The following is a 23853-nucleotide window of genomic DNA, read 5'->3' on the forward strand; positions in this document are numbered from 1 at the left end:
TAGTTTATCTTTATCTAGTTTTGGATTAGTTTCAGATAGCATCATCTCTAACTCTTCGAAACGATCTTGTAAATGTTGTAATTTATCAAGCATAGATTTATTCATTTGTATAATCTACCTTATCATACACTGCTATTACGTATATTAAATGCTTCTAAATCAATTAAAATATCAATATAACTATTTTGAGTTTATATTAAAATATGTTTTATTAATAAAACATATTAAACAAATTTTTCTATCGGAAAATACTTTAAGTTATTACTTTTTAAGATTATTAAAAAAAATAATTATATAAATAACATGATTTTAATTAAAAATAAAATTATATTAACTATCATTTTCCTATTAGTATCTAAATAGCTATTCATTCTTTATGCGTGCTAGAAATATTATTTAATAATTTTTTTATAAAAAAAAATTATTTCTGTAAAAATATTGCATAATTTAAAAAATATTTCATCAAACATATTTACCTTATTTAAAATAATAATAGCAATAACATTACTAATTCAAAATTAATTTGTTCAAAAAAATATTTTTATCAAAAATTATAATTCAACAATATCACTTACATCACTGTTATATTAAAAAATATTTTAACTAATCATATAAAAAAAATAAATTCTTTAATCCTATTAAACATTTCTTGTAATTGGAGATTATATTTAATTTATTTTTAACTAATATCATACTTCTTTAATATCATAAAAAAAAATTTCTTTTAAAAATATAAAAATACATTTTTAATAAAAATTAAACCTAATTAATAAAATTCATTTTATACATTCAAAAATTTATTAATTCCAATATATAAAATCCTATCTATTTTTTTCATTATTTTTTAACAAAACTTTCAAAAATTATCAAAAGAAGTAAAAAACAATTAAAATTAAAGAAACTACTTACTAACTGTTTAATATTCAAATCTTTTTATAAAATTAAAAATGATATTTAGATCACATTCATTAAATAAAAAATTAAATATATATCAAAATTAAAAAATATCGATTAATAAAAATATTTTTATCATAGAGGAAATTAGTTTTTCTCAAAAAAACCAATTAGATATAATACATAACTAACAAAAATCACTATCAAAAATAAAATTAATTATATAATACAAAAATATATATTATACGCACAATAAACATTATTTAATCTACTAAATTAATTAAGGACAACGTTATGTCTGATATAAAATTATTTTCTGGTAATGCAATACCTAATCTAGCAAAAGCCATTGCTAAACGCTTGTATACCACTTTAAGTAACGCTTCAGTAACAAGATTTAGCGATGGAGAAATAAGTGTACAAATAAATGAAAATGTAAGAGGCAGCGATGTATTTATCATACAATCAACGTGTGCTCCTACGAATGATAATTTAATGGAATTACTGGTTATGATAGACGCATTAAGACGTGCTTCTGCAGGTCGAATTACTAGTGTAATTCCTTACTTTGGGTATGCCAGACAAGATCGACGTGTTCGTTCTGCTAGAGTGCCCATAACAGCAAAAGTGGTTGCTGATTTTTTATCCAGCACAGGAGTTGATCGCATTCTTACTGTTGACTTACATGCTGAACAAATTCAAGGTTTTTTTGATGTACCTGTCGATAATGTTTTCGGCAGCTTGATTCTTTTAGAAGATATGTTAAAAATTAATTTTAAAAATCCCATTGTAGTTTCTCCAGACATTGGTGGTGTCATACGTGCTCGAGCAATAGCAAAATTATTATATGATACAGATATGGCTATTATAGATAAAAGAAGACCCAATGCAAATATATCTCAAGTTATGCATGTTATTGGAGATGTATCTGATCGAGATTGTGTGTTAGTAGATGACATGATAGATACCGGAGGAACTTTATACAAAGCAGCAGAAGCCTTAAAAGAAAGAGGAGCCAAAAGAGTTTTTGCTTACGCTACTCATCCTATTTTTTCTGGAATAGCAGAAAAAAATTTAAAAAACTCTGTCATTGACGAAGTTGTTGTGTGTGATACCATACCTTTATCTGAAAAAATTAAATTACTACCACATGTAAGAACATTGACTTTATCTGGAATGCTAGCAGAAGCTATTCGTAGAATTAGTAATGAAGAATCAATATCTGAAATGTTTGAACATTAATGTTCCACCTTGTATATTTTATCAGTACATTAAAATTAATCACTATTTTAGTGTACTAAAAACAAGGAAAATAAAACTATATATAAAATAAAATACATTTATACATTTAAATTAACAACTCGAATAGCCTCTGAAACCAAATAAAATGATCCAAATATTAAAATTATATCTTCTTTTTTTACTTTTAAATTAATATCATACCAAGCTAACTTAAAATTTTCTAAAAAATTAAAGTTTTTAGGTAAAATATCAATTAATTGTATCTTACTACTTATACCTATATCTCTATATATTGGTATAAAATACCAATAATCTACCAACGATTCTAAATTTAAAATCATACCAGAAATATCTTTATCTTTTAAAACACCCATAATTGCATAAATTTTACCAATACTTTTTATGTTTTTTATTTTTTTTGACAAATGTAAGACAGCATGAGGATTATGAGCAACATCTAATATTACCTTAGGATTATTAGATAAAATTTGAAATCTTCCAGGTAATGTAATATGTTTAATTGAATTAATAATCACATTCTCGTTGACATTAAATGGAGAATGGAATAAAGCTGTTAAAGCTGTTGAAAAATTTTCTAAAGAAACTTTAGGATAAGGCAAATAATGTAAATTTATTCCATCAGAAAAATAATTCCAATAATTTTTTTTATAGGTTATCCACCAATCTAAATCAATTTTTTTCAAAATTGCTTCTTTTATTTTAATAACTTGTAAAAAACTGTCAGGAACATCTTTTTCTCCAACAATGATATATTTATTTTTCTTAGCAATATGTGCTTTTTCGTATCCAATATCAGACCTGGTAAAACCTAAATGAGTAATGTGGTCAATTCCTATATTTGTAATAACAGATATATCAGAATTTACAATATTTGTAGCATCTAATCTTCCCCCTAAACCTACCTCAAGTATTATTACATCTAATTTACGTCTTTTAAATAAAATTAGTGCAGATAACGTAATAAAATCAAAATATGATAAAGATACTTTTTTTCTAAAACGTTCTATTTCAGCAAATGCGCGCGTATGTTCAGTATCGCTCAAATATTTACCATTAACACGAATTCTTTCACGATATTTAAATAAATGAGGTGATGTATATAATCCAACTCGATAACCAGAAGACAAAAATATACGTTCTAATATAAAACAAGTAGTTCCTTTTCCATTTGTGCCACCAACAATAAAAACAAAAGCACAAAAATTCAATAAATCCATTTCTTTCGCTATAAAAATACAATTTTCCAATCCATTATAATTACGTTTTATATTTAATTGTTTAATATATTTTAACCATATAGATAAAGATGTATTAATATTTAAAATATTATTTTTTTCCATATTTTTGATGTCTACAAAATAAAACCATAAAAATGTATAATTAAATAAATAATATCATTATTATCTAAAATAAATTATTTTTATTACCTCGTTATACAAAAATATCTATACAAAATACTATATTCTCGAAATTTTAATAGTGTGTTTTTTTAAAAAACGTTCTTTTTATTATATAAAAAACATTTAAAAAAATAATTAAGATTAAAAAAACACCTATAATTATCATATAAAAATATTCTGAAATATACAAAAATTTTCCAACTAAAATCTTAAAACCAATAAATATTAATACAAATCCAATACCATACTTAATAAAATCAATGTCTGTTTTCAAAAAAGATAATAAAGAATACATAGAACGTAAATTAAATATGGATAATAAGTTAGAAGTAATAATAATAAAAGGATCTGTGGTAATAGAAAATACAGCTGAAATACCATCTATAGCAAAAACAATATCACTTAATTCAACTAAAATAGAAACTATAAATAAAGGAGTAAAAAAAAATACACCATTTTCCCATAAAAAAAATTTATCTTTTTTTAACTTGGCGGTAATTCTTAATATTTTATAAATCCAAATAATCCATCTATTTTTAGGTAAAATTACAGTGTTAGTGTTTTTAAGAAATACCATTTTAATACCAGTGTATAAAACAATAATACCAAAAACATACAGTATCCAATTATGTTTATACAAAAACCAATTTCCAAAAAAAATAATGGTTATACGAAATATCGTTGCTCCAAATAAACCATATACTAATACCTTACGATGATAAATTGTTGGTATTGAAAAATGACGAAATAATAAAAACCATATTAAAACATTATCTATAGATAAAAATTGCTCTAAAAAATAACTACTGAAAAAAGATAATATTTTTATATTTGCAATATTAAAATTAACATTTTTTTTTACAGAAAACCATAATATTATAGAAAATAAAAAAACAACAAACAACCATAACAAAGAAAATAAAATAGATGCTTTTAAAGGTTTTTTGATAAATATTCTTGTTTTTTGTAATATTATTTCACTTACTATCATTACAACAGATAACATACTAAAAGTTATCCAAAGAAACGGTGTTCCTATAGTATACATACTATACCAATCTCTATAATTAAAAAATAAAATTATTTTCAATAATATTGCTATAAAAATTCATACAATGTATTTGTTAAAAAAATAACTATTTATAAATATAAAATATACACTTTTATCAAAAAAAAATATTTTTATTAAAAAATATTTAATAATCTTTAATTATTATTAAAAATAAAAAAACAATGTACATAATTTTATAAAAACTACTGAATAAATTTAAGTAAATCTATTAAATATTCTGGAAATAAACCAAACAATATTACTGTTAAAGATGATGTTAATATCAATATATTATGAAATTTATTTTTCAAAAAATTATCAATATTATATTTGTGATCTTTCGATGACGTTAAATAAAAATTAACAATTATTTGTAAATAATAATAAAATCCTATAACACTACCTAATAAAACACCCAATCCCAATAGTAAAGATTTTTCATGTACAATTAATAAAATTAAATAAAATTTACCGATAAAACCAATACTCATGGGAAATCCTGCAAATGAAAGCATCATTATTGTGAAAAAAACAGCAATCACAGGATTTTTCCAAAATAAACCACGATAAAAATTCAAAACATTCGTATCATAACATGGATATTGTATCGAAAATTGATTTAACAAACCTAATACAGTAAAATTAGTTAATATATAACCTATAAAAATAATACCCAAAGCTTCTTCAGAAATACGTTGATCATCGATTAATACCAATCCTATTAACGCATATCCTAAATGAGATATAGATGAATATGCTAATATTCTTTTTAATTTGTTTTGAAACAAAGCCATTATATTACCAAAAAAAATAGAAAGAAATGATAATATTTCCAGAATAAAATATAATACTGTAATTTCTTTTGCAGGAACATACATAAAAAATCTACTTAATATACTAAAAGTAGCAATTTTACTAACAGTAGAAAGAAAAAATATTGATGTATAAGACATGCCTTCATACACATCTGAGGTCCACAAATGAAAAGGTATTATGGATAATTTAAAAATAAATGAAATTAAAATTAAACTAAAGCCAAATAATAATATTATATTACTCTCATGTAAAACATGTAAATTAAGATAATTTCCTATTGAAAAAAAACTGAGATTACCTGTTATAGAATATATAAAAGCTATCCCAAATAATAAAAAAGAAGATACAAAAGCAGACAATATAGCGTATTTTACAACAGATTCTAATATTCTTTTTTCACAATATTCATAACCAATTAAACCTAATATAGGCAAAGTCATCAATTCAATACTAATAAATAAACTAGCCATATGATTAGAAATAACTAAACTCATGCTACCCAAAGTAGAAAATAATAAAAAAAGATAAAATTCCTCTTTATTTAAAAATTTATTTAATAAATAAGGATAGGCTAAAAAAACAGATAATAAAGTAGAAAAAAGAATCATTCCAATATACAGGACAGATACTTTATTAATATAAAATAACATACTGATATCAATTGGAACAACTTGATAAACAAAATATAAAGATATTATTGATACAAATAAACTAATTATACTAATAACATAAACTATAAAATGATTCCGCTTACATGAAATAAAAAATAATAATGCCATTACTGTTGATAGCAAAATTAAAAAAGGAAATAATCCAATTAATTGCTGAATATTTATCATCATTATAAAAAACCGTTTAATTAAATAGAAAAAGTACTAAAAATTATATAGTGATAAGTACACAGTATCTAAAACAATTTGAGGGAACAAACCTAATAAAATTAATACTGACATCAAACAAAAAATTATAAAAAATTCTCTATAAGTCATATTATTAATTTTTAATGTATTTGTTGATATTCCATAATAAGTACGTTGTATCATTTTTAAAGAATAAATAGAAGAGAAAATAAAAATAAAAATAGATATACTTGAAAAAAATGGAGAAAAATTAAAAAGACCCATCAAAATTAAGAATTCACCAACAAAATTTCCTGTACCAGGCATACCTATATTTGCTATGGAAAAAAATAAAGAAAAAGCTGGGATCCATTTCATTTTTAACCATAATCCTCCCATTTTATTCATATCCCTAGTGTGCACACGTTCATATAATTGACCGATCAAGACAAATAATGCAGCTGTAGATACTCCATGTGCTAACATTTGTACTACAGCTCCTTCATGAGCAATTCTGTTATGAGCATAAATAGAAATTAAAATAAATCCCATATTAGAAATAGATCCGTAGGCAACCAATCTCTTTATATCATTTTGAGAAAAAGCCATCCACGCACTATAAAATATAGTGAAAATTCCCAAATAAATCGCAAATGTAGAAAAAGAAAAAGAAGCTCGTGGAAAAAGAGAAATAGAAAATCGTAATAAACCATATGCTGCCGTCTTTAATAAAATACCAGATAAATCAACAGAACCAGCTGTCGGTGAATAAGCGTGCAAGTCAGGTAACCAATTATGAAATGGTACTATGGGCATTTTTACCAAAAAAGCTAAAAAAAAACATAACATTAAAAAAAATTCCAATTCTGCATTCATTGGAGTGTTTAATAACAAATGATAATCAAAAGTCCAAATATTCGAAACATAATAATGGGAAAAAACTAAAGATATAATACCAATTAACATAATTAGTCCAGAAAATTGAGAATAAAGAAAAAATTTATTCGCTACTTTCACGCGATCATGACTATATTTTCCTCTGTAACCCCATAACGTTACCAAAAAATACATAGGAACCGACATTATCTCCCAAAAAAAGAAAAATAAAAACAAATCAACGGCTAAAAAAATGCCCAACACCGATCCTAATAACCATATTAAATGGAAATAAAATAAACCTTGACGTTCTTTAATTTCATTCCAAGAACACAAAACAGATATAATTCCTAAAAAACTTGTCAAAAAAACCATTAAAATAGATAATCCATCAATTCCTAAATGAAAATCAATACCAAATCTTGGAATCCAAGGCACTAAAAATTCAAAAATCCAAGATTTCGAAAATGATGTTTTTCGCGAAACTAAAAAAAAACTATTTACCCAAATGTGGAATGTAAATATCAGTGTTATTCCCATTGTAATTAATGCAACCAAACGTGGCAATTGAACATTAACACGTTCTGATTGCCAACATAATACAGCACCAAAAAAAGGGATTATAATTAATAATAAAAGAAACATGTTAATTATTTTCCTATGTTTTTTATCTTAAGTATTTGTTCATTGAATTTAATAAATATTATCGCCTATATTTAGTAAAAAAATATAAAATGATACCGGAAAAAAAATAATATTAAAATCAAAACAATTGTTGTACCCATAATCATTGATGTCACATACCAACGTAAATAACCGTTAACAGTCATTAATAATTTTTTATTGCAACAAATTAAAAAATTCACAGGAATATTTATTACATATTTACATGGATCATATGATAATAAATTAGATATTATTAAATACAATTTTGTAAAAAATAAATAATATAAATAATCGAAATAAAAACCATTCAAACAAAAATTATGAAAAAAACTTACTAACTTAGTACTTATTAAAAATAAGATAATTCTGTTCTTTTTAATCCATATATTATATGCAATCCAAATACCAATGATTGTCAATATACTAGAATAACACTCTAATGCTACTTTTTCAGATTCTAAAAAACTATGTTTTAAAAAAACATTGGATAAAGGTAATGCTATAAAAGAACTTATAAATGTAGAAAATATTCCTAATATGATTAATGGAATCTTGAAACTTAAAGATTTATTTTTAACAACAAGAACATTTTTTCTACCATGGAAAACTAAAATAATAACCTTACATGCGTATAGAGAAGTTAAAAAAGTTCCTATTAATGCCATTATTAAAAAATAAAAATTTTGATGTCTATATACTTCTAATAAAATAGAACCTTTACTATAAAATCCTGCACTAATAATAGGAAAAGAAATTAACGAACTTACTCCAAGTAAAAAACATGTATATTCAAGAAATAATTTTTTGTATAAACCACCCATTTTAAAAATATTTTTTTCATTATTACAAGATAAAATAACCGATCCTGCAGAAAGAAATAACAAAGCTTTAAATATAGCGTGCACCACCAAATGAAATATAACGGCATACCAAGCTTGTACTCCTAATCCCAAAAACATATAACCAATTTGACTCATAGTAGAATAAGCCAATATACATTTAATATTTTTTTGAACTAAAGCTGATAAACTAGCAATTAATACTGTAACTATACCTATAATAGATAAAAAATTTAAAATTTCCGGAGTTAAAATAAATAAACCATGCATTCTGGATATTAAGTATATTCCAGCTGTCACCATAGTAGCAGCATGAATTAAAGCTGAAACAGGAGTTGGTCCAACCATAGCATCAGTTAACCAAGTATGCATTGGTACTTGCGCTGATTTCCCCAATGCTCCTATTATTATACATACTGTAATCCATTTCAAAGAATCAATATGTAATATCAAAAAACTATTTTCTGATATCAATTCCAAATCACAAAAACTTAAAGAACCAAACGTTTGATAAACTAAAAAAAAAGCAAATAATAAAAATACATCCCCAATCCGAGTAATAATAAATGCCTTTATTGCAGCAAAACAATTTTTTACTTCTGTAAAATAAAAACCAATCAGTAAATAAGAACATAATCCTACTAATTCCCAACCAAAAAACATGAGCATTAAATTATCAGACAAAATCAACAATAACATACTGGCAATAAAAAAATTTATATACGAAAAAAAACGAGAAAAACCTTCTGAACTTTTCATATATTCATTAGAAAATACACTAATTAAGAATCCAATAGAAGTGATCATAACCAACATTGTTATAGATAATCCATCTAATAAAAAATTAAAATCTACAAAAAACTTTTCAATGCGAATCCAATGCCATAATTTAAAGAGAATAATTTTACTATCTCCACATCTTAAAAATATATTTAAAACATATAATGCTGTCAAAGTTGAAAAAGCAATTGAAGAAATTCCTATCCATGCTATGTAATTTTTAGTCAAGAATTGATTTAAAAAAGACGTTAATAAAAAACCAAATAATGGAAATAAAATAACAAGATAAATAACACTCATCCCCATATCCTATTCAGTAGATCAATATCTAATATTTTATGACGTTTATATAATTGCAATAACAGTGCCAAACCTATGCTAGCTTCTGATGCAGCAACAGTTATAATTAAAATATACATTATTTGTCCGTCAGCTTGTCCCCAATAACTTCCAATAACTATAAAAGCCAACGCTGCAGCATTCATCATAATTTCTAAACCCATTAACATAAATAAAATATTACGACGAACAACAACAGCAATAGCACCTAATATGAATAAGATAAAAGATAAAACTAATCCATGGAAAATAGATATCATCGCAATATTCCTTAGTATTTATTAAATAAAATTTATTCTTTTATTTTTCTTTTCCAAAATGGAATACCACCACTAATGCACTCAATAATAATATCGATGACAATTCGACAATAAGTACATAAGGACCAAATAAACTTATTCCTACCATTTTTGTATTAATCAATGTATTAAACGCATTAAGATTACCAGTAAATGATAATCCGTAAATTACAGTTATAAAAAAAGACAAAAACAAAAGACTAATTATTATCCAATTAATGTCCTTTAACCATTTTTTTTCCTTTATTTCCATAATTTTACCAAGATTTAACAACATCAAAACAAATGTAAATAATACCATTATGGCTCCAGCATAAATAATAATTTCTAATACAGCTGCAAAATAACCTCCTAATATAAAAAAAATACCTGAAATAGATAAAAGAGAAACAATAAAATAAATCAACGCATACACTGGATTTGAATGTAAAATTACAAATATAGTAGAAATTATTGATATCATTCCTAAAATATAAAACACTGATTCCATCACAATTATATCCTTAAGGTAATAATGTCTTTACATCAATTGGTTTATCTTCGTATTTTAAATCACCAGGATTTTTTCCTGTAACAGAAACACCAGTAAATTTATAAAAATTGTAATCAGGATATTTACCTTGACCTGAAATTAGTAAATCTTCTTTTTCATAAACTAAATCTTGTCGCTTAAATTCTCCTAATTCAAAATCAGTACTTAATTGAATAGCAGAAGTAGGACAAGCTTCTTCACATAATCCACAAAAAATGCATCTAGAAAAATTAATGCGAAAAAATTTTGGGTACCATCGTCGATTATTCATTTTAGATTTTTTTAAAGAAATACAATCAACAGGACAAACAACTGAACATAAATTACAAGCAACACAACGTTCTTCACCGTCTGTATTCCTAGTTAAAATAATTTTTCCCCTATATCTAGGTGATATATGTATTTTTTCATCAGGATACATTCTGGTTTCTTTTTTATAAAAAATACGAATACCTATTAACCAAATACTACGTATTTGGCTAAAAAAACCAAAAAAAATATCTTTTAAAGTCATAAAATTAAGAAATGTCCTTAAAAATTAAAATAACAACAAAATAAAACCAGTAAACAGCAAATTTATTAATGTCAAAGGAAAACAAAATTGCCATCCAAATAACATTACTTTATCATACCTAGGTCTAGGTAAAGCTGCTCTTATTAGTATAAACATAAAAATAAAAAAAATAGTTTTAATAATAAACCAAAAATAAAAAGGGAACCAAGGACCATACCAACCACCGAAAAACATGATAGTCATTAAACTAGATATAGTAATCATAGAAATATACTGACCAATAAAAAATAAACCAAATTTCATACCTGAATATTCGATATGATAACCATCTGCCAATTCCTGTTCAGATTCTGGTTGGTCAAAAGGATGTCTATGACATAACGCTAATCCTGATATAAAAAAAGTCAAAAAACCAAAAAATTGTGGTATTATATTCCATAAATGAGATTGATTATAAACAATATCTATCAAATTAAAAGAACCAGCTTTAGCAACAACACCCATTAATGATAAACCTAAAAATACTTCATAACTTAATGTTTGAGCCACTGCTCGTATGGCACCTAATAAAGCATATTTATTATGACTAGCCCAACCAGCAAACAAAATAGAATATATCGATAATGAAGACATCATTAAAAAAAATAAAACACCAATATCCAAATTAATAATGAAAAAATTAGGAGAAATTGGAATTATAGCCATGACCAATAACAAAGATGTAAAAGATATCACGGGTGCTAAAACGAAAATCCAACGGTTACTAAAGATAGGAATCCAATCCTCTTTAAAAATCATTTTAATCATATCTGCAAATATCTGTAATAAACCAAAATAACCTACTCGATTAGGACCATATCTGTTTTGAAACCAAGCTAACCACTTTCTTTCTATCAAAGTTAAATAGGCAGCAGAGAACACCAATAAAAACAAAATAAAAAAAGATTTTAAAATAGATAATAGAATCGCTGTTGAAAAAATATCAAAGAAAATCATTCTGATATCTCCCGAATTTTTTTAATTTTTTTTCCAGCAAGAACAAAAGGAAAACCCGACATGCCTAATGGTAACCCAATTTGACCAGGTGATAATTTATTAGAAATACGAATTTTTATATGAAATTTTTCCCCCAAACAAAAAAATTCTATGTAAGAATCTGTATTAAAAAAATGATTTTTCGCATCTAATGTTCCAATGATACCGCAAGGAATAGGTATTTTTTTTTCTAAAACCGGTGTATTTTGAGTAATTTCTTCTGTTCCAAATAAAAAATAATACGGAACAATACGATAACTATTCTTATATTTGTTAACATTAGAAATCACCTTAAAAAAATTAATCTTACTACTTTTTTTATTTCCGAACAAACAAAAACCGGAGTCACCATGTAATAAACTACCATTAATTTTATTCTGAAATTTGTTCCATGCTTGTGGAGAATTCCAACCTGGACTCCAAGCAAAAGGAATGTAAGGAGAATATTTATATGCTTGTTGACTACCTTCCATGGAAAAAGAAAACATTGAATCGGAATCTTGAGGTTGTTTTGGTTCATGAACGCTAATATTAGCACGCAATGCAGTACGACCACTGGCACGATGTGGAGAACGAGCTATTTTTTGACCAAAAATGCGAAAAGAAGATTGTGGTAAAAATTTTTTTACATCTTTAAAATCAGGAATATTTGCGATAATGTCATCAATAACATCATCAATATTGTTCCAAACAGAATGATTTTTTTTAATTCTAGAAGATATAGAATATAACCATCTCCAACTTTCTAATTTACCTATTTTATTATTGTAAAATTTTGGATCATAAACTTTAAAAAAACGTTGAACTCGACTTTCATAATTAACAACTGTACCTGAACTTTCAAAAAAATTTGCTGCAGAAAGAAATAATTTTCTATTATGCATCATGTTATTAGATTTATAATCTATAACTATAATATTACGAACACAGTTAAAGATTAAATCTAATTGTACTTTTAATAACGATCTACGTAAGTCATTTTCTAAAATAACAATAGCATCATATTTTTTATCATTAATATGACGTAACACTTGATTTAAAGATATTCCTTTCATTAAACCAACACCTATACTATTACTACCAGACGTAATTAAACTAAGACCAACATTTTTATCTAACTTTTTCAACGCTAAAGCAATATTAAAAGAAGCTTTAATTAAATCAACATTTCGTGAATGTGATCCAGAAATAATTAAAGATTTTTTACTACTTAATAACGATTTAACAATAATTGATTTCTGATGCAAAAAATTTTTATCAAAATCAATTGGCATAGAAATTTCTTTATTTATTCCATTAGCAATAGCACCTGCTAAAGATATCTGATCACTAACCGATGCAGCATAACTCCATGCAGACACATCATCTAATTTAGTTTTATCTAAATTAGTAATAAACAAATTATATTTCGTATTTTGAGATATATTCAATAGTCCCTGACTATGCCATTTTGGAATATTTTTAAGTTTAGAAATTTTAAATACCTTTGATTTTACAGCTTGTCTAACGGACAAAGCCATCCTAGGAGCAACCTGAGTTAAATCTTCTCCTAATATTAAAATAACATCATAAGTTTCTATCTCACATAAAGTCGGTGTATAAATTCCACTATTTTTCAAGATATCAATGATTAATTCTATACAATCTTGCTCATCTGACAAAAATCCTGTAGAAAAATTTTCATTTCCAACCATTTTTTTTAAAGCAAAATTACTTTCTATACTTGCTCTATAAGAACCAATTCCTAATATTTTATTAGATCTCTTTAATAAATCAGTTGCTTTCAAAATAGCTTGAGAATCGCTTAAAAATAAAATTTGATCTTTTTTTTGATAATAAGATTCTACTGGTCGATTAACGATATTAGAATAACCGTAACCAAAACGACCTAAATCACAAATTAAATAACGATTAATCGCACCATGATATCGGTTTTCAATCCTACATATTTCACCATAACGTTCTCCAACACTGGTATTACAACCAATACTACAATAATTACAAATACTTGGGGCGTACTGCATATCCCATTTTCTATGATAGTTTTCAGAATAAGTTTTATCAGTAAATACACCTGTAGGACATATTTCTACTAAATTACCAGAATGTTCATTCTCTAATATACCATCTTTCAACCTTCCAAAATAAATGTTATTACTTATACCATATACTCCTAAATCTTTTCCATCTGCATAATCTTTATAATACCGTACACAACGATAACAACCTATGCACCGATTCATTTCATGAGATATGAAAGGCCCTAAATATTGATTTTTATGCGTTCTTTTGGTAAAACGATAACGACGTAAACTATGTCCCGTCATCACTGTCATATCTTGTAAATGACAATTTCCTCCTTCTTCACATACAGGACAATCATGAGGATGATTAGTCATTAATAATTCTATTATTCCCTTACGAAAAGTTATCGATTCAATATCTTTAGTAGAAATAATTGTTCCATCTAATACAGGAGTCATACAAGATATAATTAAATTTCCTTTTTCTGAATGCAAAGTATCGTATTTTGTAACTGCACATTGACGACATGATCCAACACTACCTAACATTGGATGCCAACAAAAATAAGGAATATTAATACCCAAAGATAAACATGCATGTAATAAATTATCTGATGCATCTACATTATATTTTTCACCATCAACATAAATTTTAGCCATTAAAGAACCCAATTTAAAATTAAAGTTATGCAAAAAAATAAATTATCATTTCTTCTTATTTAAAAAGTCCAAAATATTATTTTAAATATCAATTTTCCGTATATTATTATCATTTTTATTTTTATTTAATCCATTTTCAAAATCCGATCTAAAATATTTTATGGCGCTTTGTAAAGGAGAAACTGCTCCTGGAGCATGAGCACAAAATGTTTTTCCAGGACCCATTTTTTTACAAAGATCTTCTAATAATTCAATATCATCAATACTACCATTCCTTTGCTCTAGTGCTTGTAAAATTTTTACTACCCATGGTAAACCATCTCGACACGGAGTACATAATCCACAAGATTCCCGTGAAAAAAATTTTTCTAAATTTAAAACCAAAGACACCATATTAACAGTATTATCAACAGCCATAGCTAATCCTGTTCCTAAACGACTACCAATACTGTTAAAACTAGAAAAATCCATTTTAATATCTAAATGTTCTTCAGTTAAAAAACTTGTACTTGCACCACCTGGTTGCCATGCTTTTAATTTTAAACCACTCTGCATACCACCCGCATAATTATATAATAGTTCTCTAGCTGTAATGCCTAACGGCAATTCCCACAAACCTGAATTATTTACTTTTCCAGAAAAACCCATTATTTTTGTACCGGTATCATCACTATTTGATAAATTTTTATACCATTGTATACCGTGTAAAACAATAGCTGGGATATTAGACAAAGTTTCTACATTATTAACACAAGTTGGTTTACCCCATAAACCCACTGTAGCAGGAAATGGTGGTTTAGCTCTTGGATTTGCTCTTTTACCTTCTAACGAATTAATTAATGCTGTTTCTTCACCACAAAGATAACGACCCGCTCCACTATGTAAAATAATTTCTACATCAATACCACTGTCTAAAATATTCTTTCCTAAAAAACCTGCTTGATTAGCTTCATAAATAGCTTGATGCAAAATTTTTTCCGCTAAAAAATACTCTCCACGCAAAAAGATATACGCACGTTTAACTTGTAGAGCAAAAGCCCCAAGTAATATTCCTTCTATTAACTGATGAGGTATATATTCCATTAAAAATTTATCTTTATAAGTTCCCGGCTCCATTTCATCAGCATTGCATATCAAATAACGATTTTCTAAGCTTGTATTTTCGGACATTAAACTCCATTTTACTCCAGTCAAAAAACCAGCACCTCCTCGACCTTTAAGCCCAGAATCTTTAACCAAATTAATAATTTCTATTGGAAGAAAATTATTGAATACTTTTTCTACAGATTTATATCCATTTTTATTCCGATATTCCTTGAACCAAACAGTATCTCTTTCAGCATTGATCCACCAAGTTAAAGGATGTGTTTCCGCTGTATGTAATTTATTTTTCATTTATACTTATCTAACAAAGTTAAAATTTTAGTTTTTTTAAAATTAAGATATACATCTTCATTGATCATTATAACAGGACTTTGATCACAATTACCTAAACAACAAGTAGGTAATAAAGTAAACAATCCGTCTTTAGTAGTTTCTCCTGATTTAATTTTTAAATAATGTTCAAACATATCTAAAATACCTTCATATCCATTTATAAAACAAACTATGCTATCGCAATACCTGATAATATTGCAACCAACCGGTTGACGAAATATTTGATTATAAAAAGTAGCTACTTCCTCGATATCTATAGCTGAAACACCCAATATATCCGATATGGCTAAAATAGCTTCATCTGAAATCCATAACCTTTGTTTTTGAACAATTTTTAAAGCCTCTATAGATACAGCACGAGGATTTTCGTAATTTTTTATTTTATTTTCTATCTCATTTTTTTCGAAATCGGTTAATTTAAATTCAATATTAACTGACCGCGTTTTTATTATTTTATTTATCATCATTTAACGATCCACATCTGACATTACAAAATCAATACTACCTAAATAAACTATTAAATCTGATATTAAACTACCTCGAATAACCGAAGGTATTTGTTGCAAATGAGGAAAACTAGGTGTACGAATTCTTGTGCGATAACTCATGGTGCCACCATCGCTAATTAAATAATAACTATTTATTCCTTTAGTAGCTTCTATCATTTGAAAACTTTCATTAGGAGGTATTACTGGTCCCCAAGACATCTGTAAAAAATGAGTTATCATCGTTTCAATATGTTGCAGCACACGATCTTTAGGTGGAGGAGTAGTCAAGGGATGATCAGATTTAAAAGGTCCGGATGGCATGTTATTTAAACATTGTTTTAAAATATGTAAACTTTGTTTGATTTCTTCTACTTTTAACATTATACGAGAATAACAATCACTAACACCATCTCCAATCGGAACATCAAAATCGAAATTTTCATAACCCGAATAAGGTCTATTTTTCCTTATATCAAAATTTATCCCAGTAGCTCTCAAACCTGCACCCGTAACTCCCCAATTTAAAGCTTCTTTTTTACCATAAGCAGCAATTCCTTTAGTCCTACTTATTAATATTTTATTTTTTAACGCAGAATGTACATAAATATCAAGTCGTTTTGGCATCCAATCTAAAAAATTTCTCAATAATTTATCCCATCCAAAAGGTAAATCATTAGCTATTCCCCCAATTCTAAACCATGCAGGATGCATTCTTGCACCTGTAATAGATTCCACTAAATCATAAATTTTTTGACGATCGGTAAAAGCAAGAAAAACAGGAGTCATAGAACCAACATCTTGAATAAATGTAGATATACACAATAAATGACTATTAATACGAAATAATTCAGACAACATTATACGAATTACTTCTACTCTGCTTGATACTGTAATTCCTGCTAATTTTTCTACTGCTAAGACATAAGGCATTTCGTTAACACAACCACCAAGATATTCAATACGATCAGTATACGGAATATAACTATGCCAAGACTGACGTTCTGCTATTTTTTCTGCACCTCGATGGTGGTATCCTATATCTGGCATACAATCAACAATTTCTTCACCATCTAATTGCAAAACAATCCTAAATGCACCATGAGCAGAAGGATGATTCGGTCCTAAATTCAAAAACATATAATTGATGTTAGGATCTTTTTTTTTCATTCCCCATACTTCTGGATTAAAATTTAAATCTTCCATCGCTGAGTCTTCTTTTTGTCTTGTCAAAAAAAATGGATCAAATTCTGTTGCTCTGGCTGGATAATCTTTCCTTAATGGATAACCTTGCCAAGATTTTGGCATGATAATACGTGTTAAATTTGGGTGATTATTAAATGTAATACCAAACATCTCCCATGTTTCTCTTTCATACCAATTAGCATTAAAAAAAACAGTGGTAATTGTTGGCACATTCAAATCATTACTAAACAATGGAATTTTTAAAACGATATCACTATTCCTTTCTATAGAAATAAAATGATAAAAAACTGAAAACTCAGCATTAGGCAAATTTTTTCGATTTAAACGAAGACGCTCATCTACACCATGTAAATCAAAAAGAAAATTATAAGATTTAGATACACAATACAAAAATTTTACTATATCTAAGATTAAATTTTTATCTATCCATATAACGGGAAAATTCATTTTTGTACATTGAATCAAAAAAGAATTATCACCAAAATTATTTTTTAGTTCTTGAATAATTGGATCATTGAAATTATTTTCATTTTTACATTGTTTATATATAATTTTACTCATACTTGCTTCTATATAATGTATATACTAATTTTTTAAAATTAATTCTTTTATATAATTTTACTTCTAAAAAGAATAAAAAAGATTGTAATAATACAAAAATCTAATAAATCAAACTCAAATAAAAATTTCTAAATAATTACATATTTTATAAAAATTAAATTTTCTCAAGTACAGAAATATTTTTTACATTGATTTTTTTTATTCTTTTCCTTTCTTTTTCTGATTTCATATTAGCTCGGTATATACCTTGATCTTTCACTATCCACGATAGTGGACGATGTTCTTTACCAATTGATTCCTGTAATAACATTAATCCCTGTATGTATGCTTCAGGTCTAGGAGGACATCCAGGAATATACACATCTACAGGTAAAAATTTATCCACCCCTTGTACTACAGAATAAACATCATACATACCTCCTGAATTAGCACAAGCGCCCATGGAAATTACCCATTTCGGTTCCAACATTTGATCATATAATCTCTGAATAATTGGTACCATTTTGATAAAAGGAGTTCCAGCAATAACGATAAAATCAGCTTGTCTAGGAGATGCTCGTAATACTTCTGAACCAAAACGAGCAACATCATGAACAGAAGTAAAAGCACTAACCATTTCTACATAACAACAAGATAAACCGAAGTTATAAGGCCATAACGAGTTTTTTCTACCCCAATTTACTAAACTATGTAATACTTTTCTTAAAGTCCCCATATATACGTTTTTATATACATATTTTTCGAAAGGATTAGAAACTACTTTTTGTTCCTGTTCAGGATATTTTTTACCTTTACGATTAATATTTATGCGAGTTAAAGTATAATCCATGTTAATCCTGTATCTATATTTTGTTAAATTAAAAACCCAATTATTTTTTTAATTATTATTTGGTACCCAATTTAATACATTACCTTTTATTAAATAAAATAATCCTAATAACAAGGAAAACACAAACATAACGATTTCCATAAAACCAACCCATCCTATTTCATGTATACCAATAGTCCACACATATAAGTATAATGCTTCTACATCAAAAATAACAAACAACATTGCAACAAGATAAAATTTAATAGAAAAAGGAAAAGAACAATCTCCTACAGCATTTATGCCAGACTCAAAAGGAATATGTTTATTTCTAGAAAACGATTTTCCTCCGCATAACCAACCTAAAAATAACATAAAAAAACAAATACCAAAACCACCCAAAATAAAAAAAGAAAAACTCCAGTATTGAGTAAAAAAATTAATATTCTCTGACATTATTTTATCTCAAAAAAAATTTAAAATTAAACAAAATTAATAATATTAAATTATTTATAGTAATATACATTTACTATTGTTGTGTTAATATAAAAACATATTTTTAAAAAAATTAAATAAATTTACGACACTCCATATACCTTTAATATTTATCCAAAAATAACGTTTTTGACATTAAAAATAATTTTATCTGTAAATAAGAGAATACTGATAAAAATAAAATTAATCAAAACGTTTATTGAAACCAAATATATTTATATTTTAAAATGTTTAAATAAACAATTTTTTGAAAAATATATTTCGTAATAAAATATTAACATAAAACTTTCTTAATTTGGTTTTTTTGAAATTTATATTTCATTTAGAAAACAATGAAAAAACTAAACGAAGATAATTATTTTTAACAAACACCTTGATGATAGAGAAAGCGCCCCCATACTAACTAATATTCGCAAACTTAATTTTTAAAATTTATAAACTTGTTTAGCTGGTTAAAAACCAAAAAAATGGCTACATAACAGTTGAATAACCCAATTTATTAAAATATTTAAATGGGAGATTTTAATGGGTAAAATTATTGGTATTGATTTGGGTACAACTAACTCTTGTGTTGCTATTATGGATGGAAATAAAGCACGAGTTTTAGAAAACGCAGAAGGAGATCGTACTACTCCTTCTATTATTGCATATACCCAAGACGGGGAAATTTTAGTAGGGCAACCTGCTAAACGTCAAGCTATCACTAATCCTCAAAATACGTTATTTGCTATAAAACGTTTAATAGGAAGAAGATTTCAAGATGAAGAAGTACAACGTGATATTAAAATTATGCCTTACAAGATCATTAAATCAGATAATGGTGATGCATGGTTAAATATAAAAAATAAAAAAATGGCACCACCTCAAATTTCTGCAGAAGTTTTAAAAAAAATGAAAAAAACTGCAGAAGATTATCTAGGAGAAAAAGTTACAGAAGCTGTAATCACAGTACCTGCATACTTTAACGATGCACAAAGACAAGCAACAAAAGATGCTGGGAAAATTGCAGGTCTAGAAGTAAAAAGAATAATTAATGAACCAACAGCAGCAGCTCTTGCTTATGGATTAGATAAAAGCAAAGGAAATAAGACCATTGCTGTTTATGATTTGGGAGGAGGAACATTTGATATTTCTATAATTGAAATAGATGAAGTAGACAAGGAAAAAACATTTGAAGTACTGGCTACCAATGGTGACACTCATCTTGGAGGAGAAGATTTTGATAGTCGACTAATCAATTATTTGGTTGAAGAATTTAAAAAAGAACAAACTATTGATCTGAGGAATGATCCTTTGGCAATGCAACGGTTAAAAGAAGCTGCAGAAAAAGCAAAAATAGAACTATCTTCAACTCAACAAACCGATGTTAATTTACCTTACATTACTGCCGATTCATTAGGACCAAAACATTTAAATATTAAAGTTACTCGTTCCAAATTAGAATCATTAGTAGAAGATTTGGTAACACGTTCTATTTTACCATTAAAAGTAGCACTCAAAGACGCCAACTTAAACGTATCAGATATTCATGATGTTATCTTGGTTGGTGGTCAAACTAGAATGCCTATGGTACAAAAAAAAGTTGCTGATTTCTTCGGAAAAGAACCTAGAAAAGATGTTAATCCTGATGAAGCAGTAGCTGTTGGTGCAGCTGTACAAGGTGGTGTTTTATCTGGAGATGTAAAAGATGTATTATTATTAGATGTCACCCCATTATCACTCGGAATTGAAACTATGGGTGGAATTATGACATCTTTAATAAGTAAAAATACAACGGTACCAACAAAACACAGTCAAGTTTTCTCTACAGCAGAAGATAATCAATCTGCAGTTACTATCCATGTTCTACAAGGAGAAAGAAAAAGAGCCAAAGATAATAAATCATTGGGACAATTTAATTTAGATGGGATACAACCAGCTCCTCGAGGAATGCCTCAGATTGAAGTTACCTTTGATATAGATGCTGACGGTATTCTTCATGTTTCTGCAAAAGACAAAAATACAGGAAAAGAACAAAAAATAGCCATTAAAGCTTCTTCTGGTTTAAATGAAGAAGAAATAAAAAAAATGATTTCTGATGCTGAAGCAAATACCGAAACAGACCGTAAATTTGAAGAATTAATTCAAACTAGAAATCAAGGAGATCAAATTTCACATAGTGTAAAAAAACAACTATCTGAAAATCAAGATAAACTTGATGAAAAAGATAAAAAAGAAATTCAAAAATCGTTAGATGAATTAGATCAAGCATTACAAAAAGAAGATAAATCGGAAATAGAAAATAAAATACAAAAAGTTTTAGAAATTTCTTCAAAATTTATGGAAAAAAATCAAAAAAAACCGCAAACAAATCAATCTAATACTAATCATGATTCTCCGAATAAAAATACAGAAAATGTTGTAGATGCGGAATTCGAAGAAATAAAAGATCCTAAAAAATAGCATCCTCTATTACCTAACCATAGGATATCAATTAAATAATCAATTACCACGGGCATAGGAAAAACCTACGCCCGTGCACGTATGTTACAATCAGGAAATTAAGCATGGCAAAAAAAGATTACTATCAAATTTTAGGAGTCAACAATTCATCTGAAGAACGTGATATTAAAAAAGCATACAAAAGACTAGCAATGAAATATCATCCTGATCGAAATCAAGGAGATAAAAGTGCCGAAAAAAAATTTAAAGAAATTAAAGAAGCATACGAAATACTAACCGATTCAAAAAAAAGAGCTGCCTATGACCAATATGGTCACGCTGCTTTTGAACAAGGAAACTCCTCTAATACATTCCATCATAGTTTTAGCACCACAGCAGACTTTGGAGATATTTTTGGTGACGTGTTTGGTGATATATTTGGAAACGGTAGAAAACAAAGAGCAAGACAAGGATCAGATTTAAGATACGATATGGAATTAACATTAGAAGAAGCAGTTCGTGGAATAACAAAAAAAATAAAAATTCCTAGCTTACAAAAATGCAACATATGTCATGGTAGCGGATCTAAATTAGGATCTTTAGCACAAAATTGTCCTTCTTGTCGTGGTAAAGGACAAATACATATTAGAAAAGGATTTTTTACTGTTCAACAAACTTGTTCTACTTGCCAAGGCAGCGGTTCTATTATAAAAAGCCCTTGCCACCACTGTCGTGGTACAGGTCGAATTGAAAAAGAGAAAATATTATCGGTGAAAATTCCTTCGGGAATAGATACTAATGATCAAATTCGTCTGAATAATGAAGGTGAAGCTGGATCTAATGGAGCAAGCTCAGGAGATTTATATGTTCAAATTACAGTAAAAAAACACCCTATTTTTGAAAGAGAAGCTAACAATTTATATTGTGAAGTGCCTATTAATTTTTCTATGGCAGCATTAGGAGGAGAAATAGAAGTTCCTACTTTAGACGGAAGAGTTAAACTAAAAATACCCAATGAAACACAATCAGGAAAATTATTTCGTATTAGAGGAAGAGGAGTAAAATCTGTGCGAAGTAGTTCACAGGGAGATTTGCTTTGTCGCGTTGTTGTAGAAACTCCTGTAAATTTAAATGCTCAACAAAAAAATTTATTATATAAATTAGGAGAAAGTTTAGGAGGGTTTAAAGGAGAACGTAATAGTCCTAAATCAAAAAGATTTTTTGATGGTGTAAAAAGATTTTTTGATGATTTACGGGGATATTGAACAACAAAAAATTGCTTCCATACTAAAATGGAAGCAATGCTATGATTATAAAAATAAAGAGTATAAACTTAATTTTCTTAAGTTAATTTGTTAATCTTTAATACTAAATTAGATTTATGTCTAGCAGCTTTATTTTTATGTATTAAACCCTTTGTCGCATATCTATCTAAAATAGGTAACAGTCTATCAAAAATATTTTTTGCCGCTACTTTATTTTTTTTTTCGATTTCTGCATACACTTTTTTTATAAAATTACGGATCATAGAACGTCTGCTGACATTATGTAAACGACTTTTAAAAGATTTTTTAGCATCTTTTCTAGCCGATTGAATATTAGCCAAGAATTTA

General features: G+C 26.8%; 19 protein-coding genes. 3 read left to right on the forward strand and 16 right to left on the reverse strand.

All coding sequences use genetic code 11. The features are described from left to right. Positions 1–1188: 1188 nt before the first annotated feature. The gene (locus LDP10_RS01170) at positions 1189–2136 is read left to right on the forward strand and encodes a ribose-phosphate pyrophosphokinase (protein WP_265196914.1); all 948 of its coding nucleotides are present in this window, start codon (positions 1189–1191) and stop codon (positions 2134–2136) included. 98 nt (positions 2137–2234) lie between these two features. Here the strand turns inward: LDP10_RS01170 and folC are convergent, their stop codons facing one another. From folC to ndhC, 15 genes are all read right to left on the reverse strand, one after another. Next, on the reverse strand, positions 2235–3497 hold the full coding sequence (gene folC, locus LDP10_RS01175; RefSeq protein ID WP_265196915.1) for a bifunctional tetrahydrofolate synthase/dihydrofolate synthase: 1263 nt from the start codon (positions 3495–3497) through the stop codon (positions 2235–2237). Positions 3498–3630: 133 nt separating this feature from the next. Continuing rightward, complete coding sequence (locus LDP10_RS01180) at positions 3631–4605, reverse strand: TerC family protein (RefSeq protein WP_265196916.1); 975 nt, start codon at positions 4603–4605, stop codon at positions 3631–3633. Positions 4606–4811: 206 nt separating this feature from the next. Continuing rightward, on the reverse strand, positions 4812–6263 hold the full coding sequence (locus tag LDP10_RS01185) for an NADH-quinone oxidoreductase subunit N (protein ID WP_265196917.1): 1452 nt from the start codon (positions 6261–6263) through the stop codon (positions 4812–4814). A 36-nt stretch (positions 6264–6299) separates the two neighbouring features. After that, complete coding sequence (gene nuoM / locus LDP10_RS01190) at positions 6300–7784, reverse strand: NADH-quinone oxidoreductase subunit M (protein WP_265196918.1); 1485 nt, start codon at positions 7782–7784, stop codon at positions 6300–6302. A gap of 71 nt (positions 7785–7855) precedes the next feature. Next, complete coding sequence (gene nuoL / locus LDP10_RS01195; RefSeq protein WP_265196919.1) at positions 7856–9724, reverse strand: NADH-quinone oxidoreductase subunit L; 1869 nt, start codon at positions 9722–9724, stop codon at positions 7856–7858. Continuing rightward, complete coding sequence (gene nuoK / locus LDP10_RS01200; protein WP_265196920.1) at positions 9721–10023, reverse strand: NADH-quinone oxidoreductase subunit NuoK; 303 nt, start codon at positions 10021–10023, stop codon at positions 9721–9723. Before nuoK ends, nuoL begins: the two co-directional genes overlap by 4 nt. 40 nt (positions 10024–10063) lie before the next feature. Further along, positions 10064–10552 carry an NADH-quinone oxidoreductase subunit J gene (gene nuoJ, locus LDP10_RS01205; protein WP_265196921.1) on the reverse strand — a complete coding sequence of 163 codons (489 nt, stop codon included), beginning with the start codon at positions 10550–10552 and terminating at the stop codon, positions 10064–10066. Positions 10553–10565: 13 nt separating this feature from the next. Next, positions 10566–11108: an NADH-quinone oxidoreductase subunit NuoI gene (gene nuoI / locus LDP10_RS01210; protein WP_265196922.1), complete on the reverse strand. Its 543-nt coding sequence runs from the start codon at positions 11106–11108 to the stop codon at positions 10566–10568. A gap of 24 nt (positions 11109–11132) precedes the next feature. Continuing rightward, positions 11133–12104, reverse strand: a complete 972-nt coding sequence (gene nuoH, locus LDP10_RS01215; RefSeq protein ID WP_265196923.1) for an NADH-quinone oxidoreductase subunit NuoH — start codon at positions 12102–12104, stop codon at positions 11133–11135. After that, positions 12101–14827, reverse strand: a complete 2727-nt coding sequence (gene nuoG, locus LDP10_RS01220) for an NADH-quinone oxidoreductase subunit NuoG (RefSeq protein ID WP_265196925.1) — start codon at positions 14825–14827, stop codon at positions 12101–12103. The genes nuoH and nuoG overlap by 4 nt, the downstream gene beginning before the upstream one ends. A gap of 81 nt (positions 14828–14908) precedes the next feature. After that, positions 14909–16222: an NADH-quinone oxidoreductase subunit NuoF gene (gene nuoF, locus LDP10_RS01225; RefSeq protein ID WP_265196926.1), complete on the reverse strand. Its 1314-nt coding sequence runs from the start codon at positions 16220–16222 to the stop codon at positions 14909–14911. Next, positions 16219–16728 (reverse strand): NADH-quinone oxidoreductase subunit NuoE, encoded by a 510-nt coding sequence (gene nuoE / locus LDP10_RS01230; RefSeq protein WP_414734436.1) that lies wholly within the window; start codon positions 16726–16728, stop codon positions 16219–16221. Before nuoE ends, nuoF begins: the two co-directional genes overlap by 4 nt. A gap of 3 nt (positions 16729–16731) precedes the next feature. Further along, on the reverse strand, positions 16732–18516 hold the full coding sequence (gene nuoC, locus LDP10_RS01235; RefSeq protein WP_265196928.1) for an NADH-quinone oxidoreductase subunit C/D: 1785 nt from the start codon (positions 18514–18516) through the stop codon (positions 16732–16734). Positions 18517–18670: 154 nt separating this feature from the next. Beyond that, the gene (locus tag LDP10_RS01240) at positions 18671–19345 is read right to left on the reverse strand and encodes a NuoB/complex I 20 kDa subunit family protein (RefSeq protein ID WP_265196929.1); all 675 of its coding nucleotides are present in this window, start codon (positions 19343–19345) and stop codon (positions 18671–18673) included. A gap of 48 nt (positions 19346–19393) precedes the next feature. Beyond that, positions 19394–19780 (reverse strand): NADH-quinone oxidoreductase subunit A, encoded by a 387-nt coding sequence (gene ndhC / locus LDP10_RS01245; RefSeq protein ID WP_265196930.1) that lies wholly within the window; start codon positions 19778–19780, stop codon positions 19394–19396. A 564-nt stretch (positions 19781–20344) separates the two neighbouring features. Between ndhC and dnaK the strand changes: the two genes are divergently transcribed. Next, positions 20345–22261, forward strand: coding sequence for a molecular chaperone DnaK (gene dnaK, locus LDP10_RS01250; protein WP_265196931.1), 1917 nt, complete (start codon positions 20345–20347; stop codon positions 22259–22261). 104 nt (positions 22262–22365) lie between these two features. Continuing rightward, positions 22366–23505: a molecular chaperone DnaJ gene (gene dnaJ / locus LDP10_RS01255; protein ID WP_265196932.1), complete on the forward strand. Its 1140-nt coding sequence runs from the start codon at positions 22366–22368 to the stop codon at positions 23503–23505. Between the two features lie 77 nt (positions 23506–23582). Here dnaJ and rpsT read toward each other — a convergent pair whose 3' ends face one another. Then, entirely contained in the window at positions 23583–23846 is a 264-nt protein-coding gene (rpsT, locus tag LDP10_RS01260) for a 30S ribosomal protein S20 (protein WP_265196933.1), read from the reverse strand. Positions 23847–23853 lie beyond the last annotated feature (7 nt).

Source organism: Buchnera aphidicola (Pemphigus obesinymphae), assembly GCF_026122815.1.
GTDB lineage: Bacteria > Pseudomonadota > Gammaproteobacteria > Enterobacterales > Enterobacteriaceae > Buchnera_C > Buchnera_C aphidicola_BJ.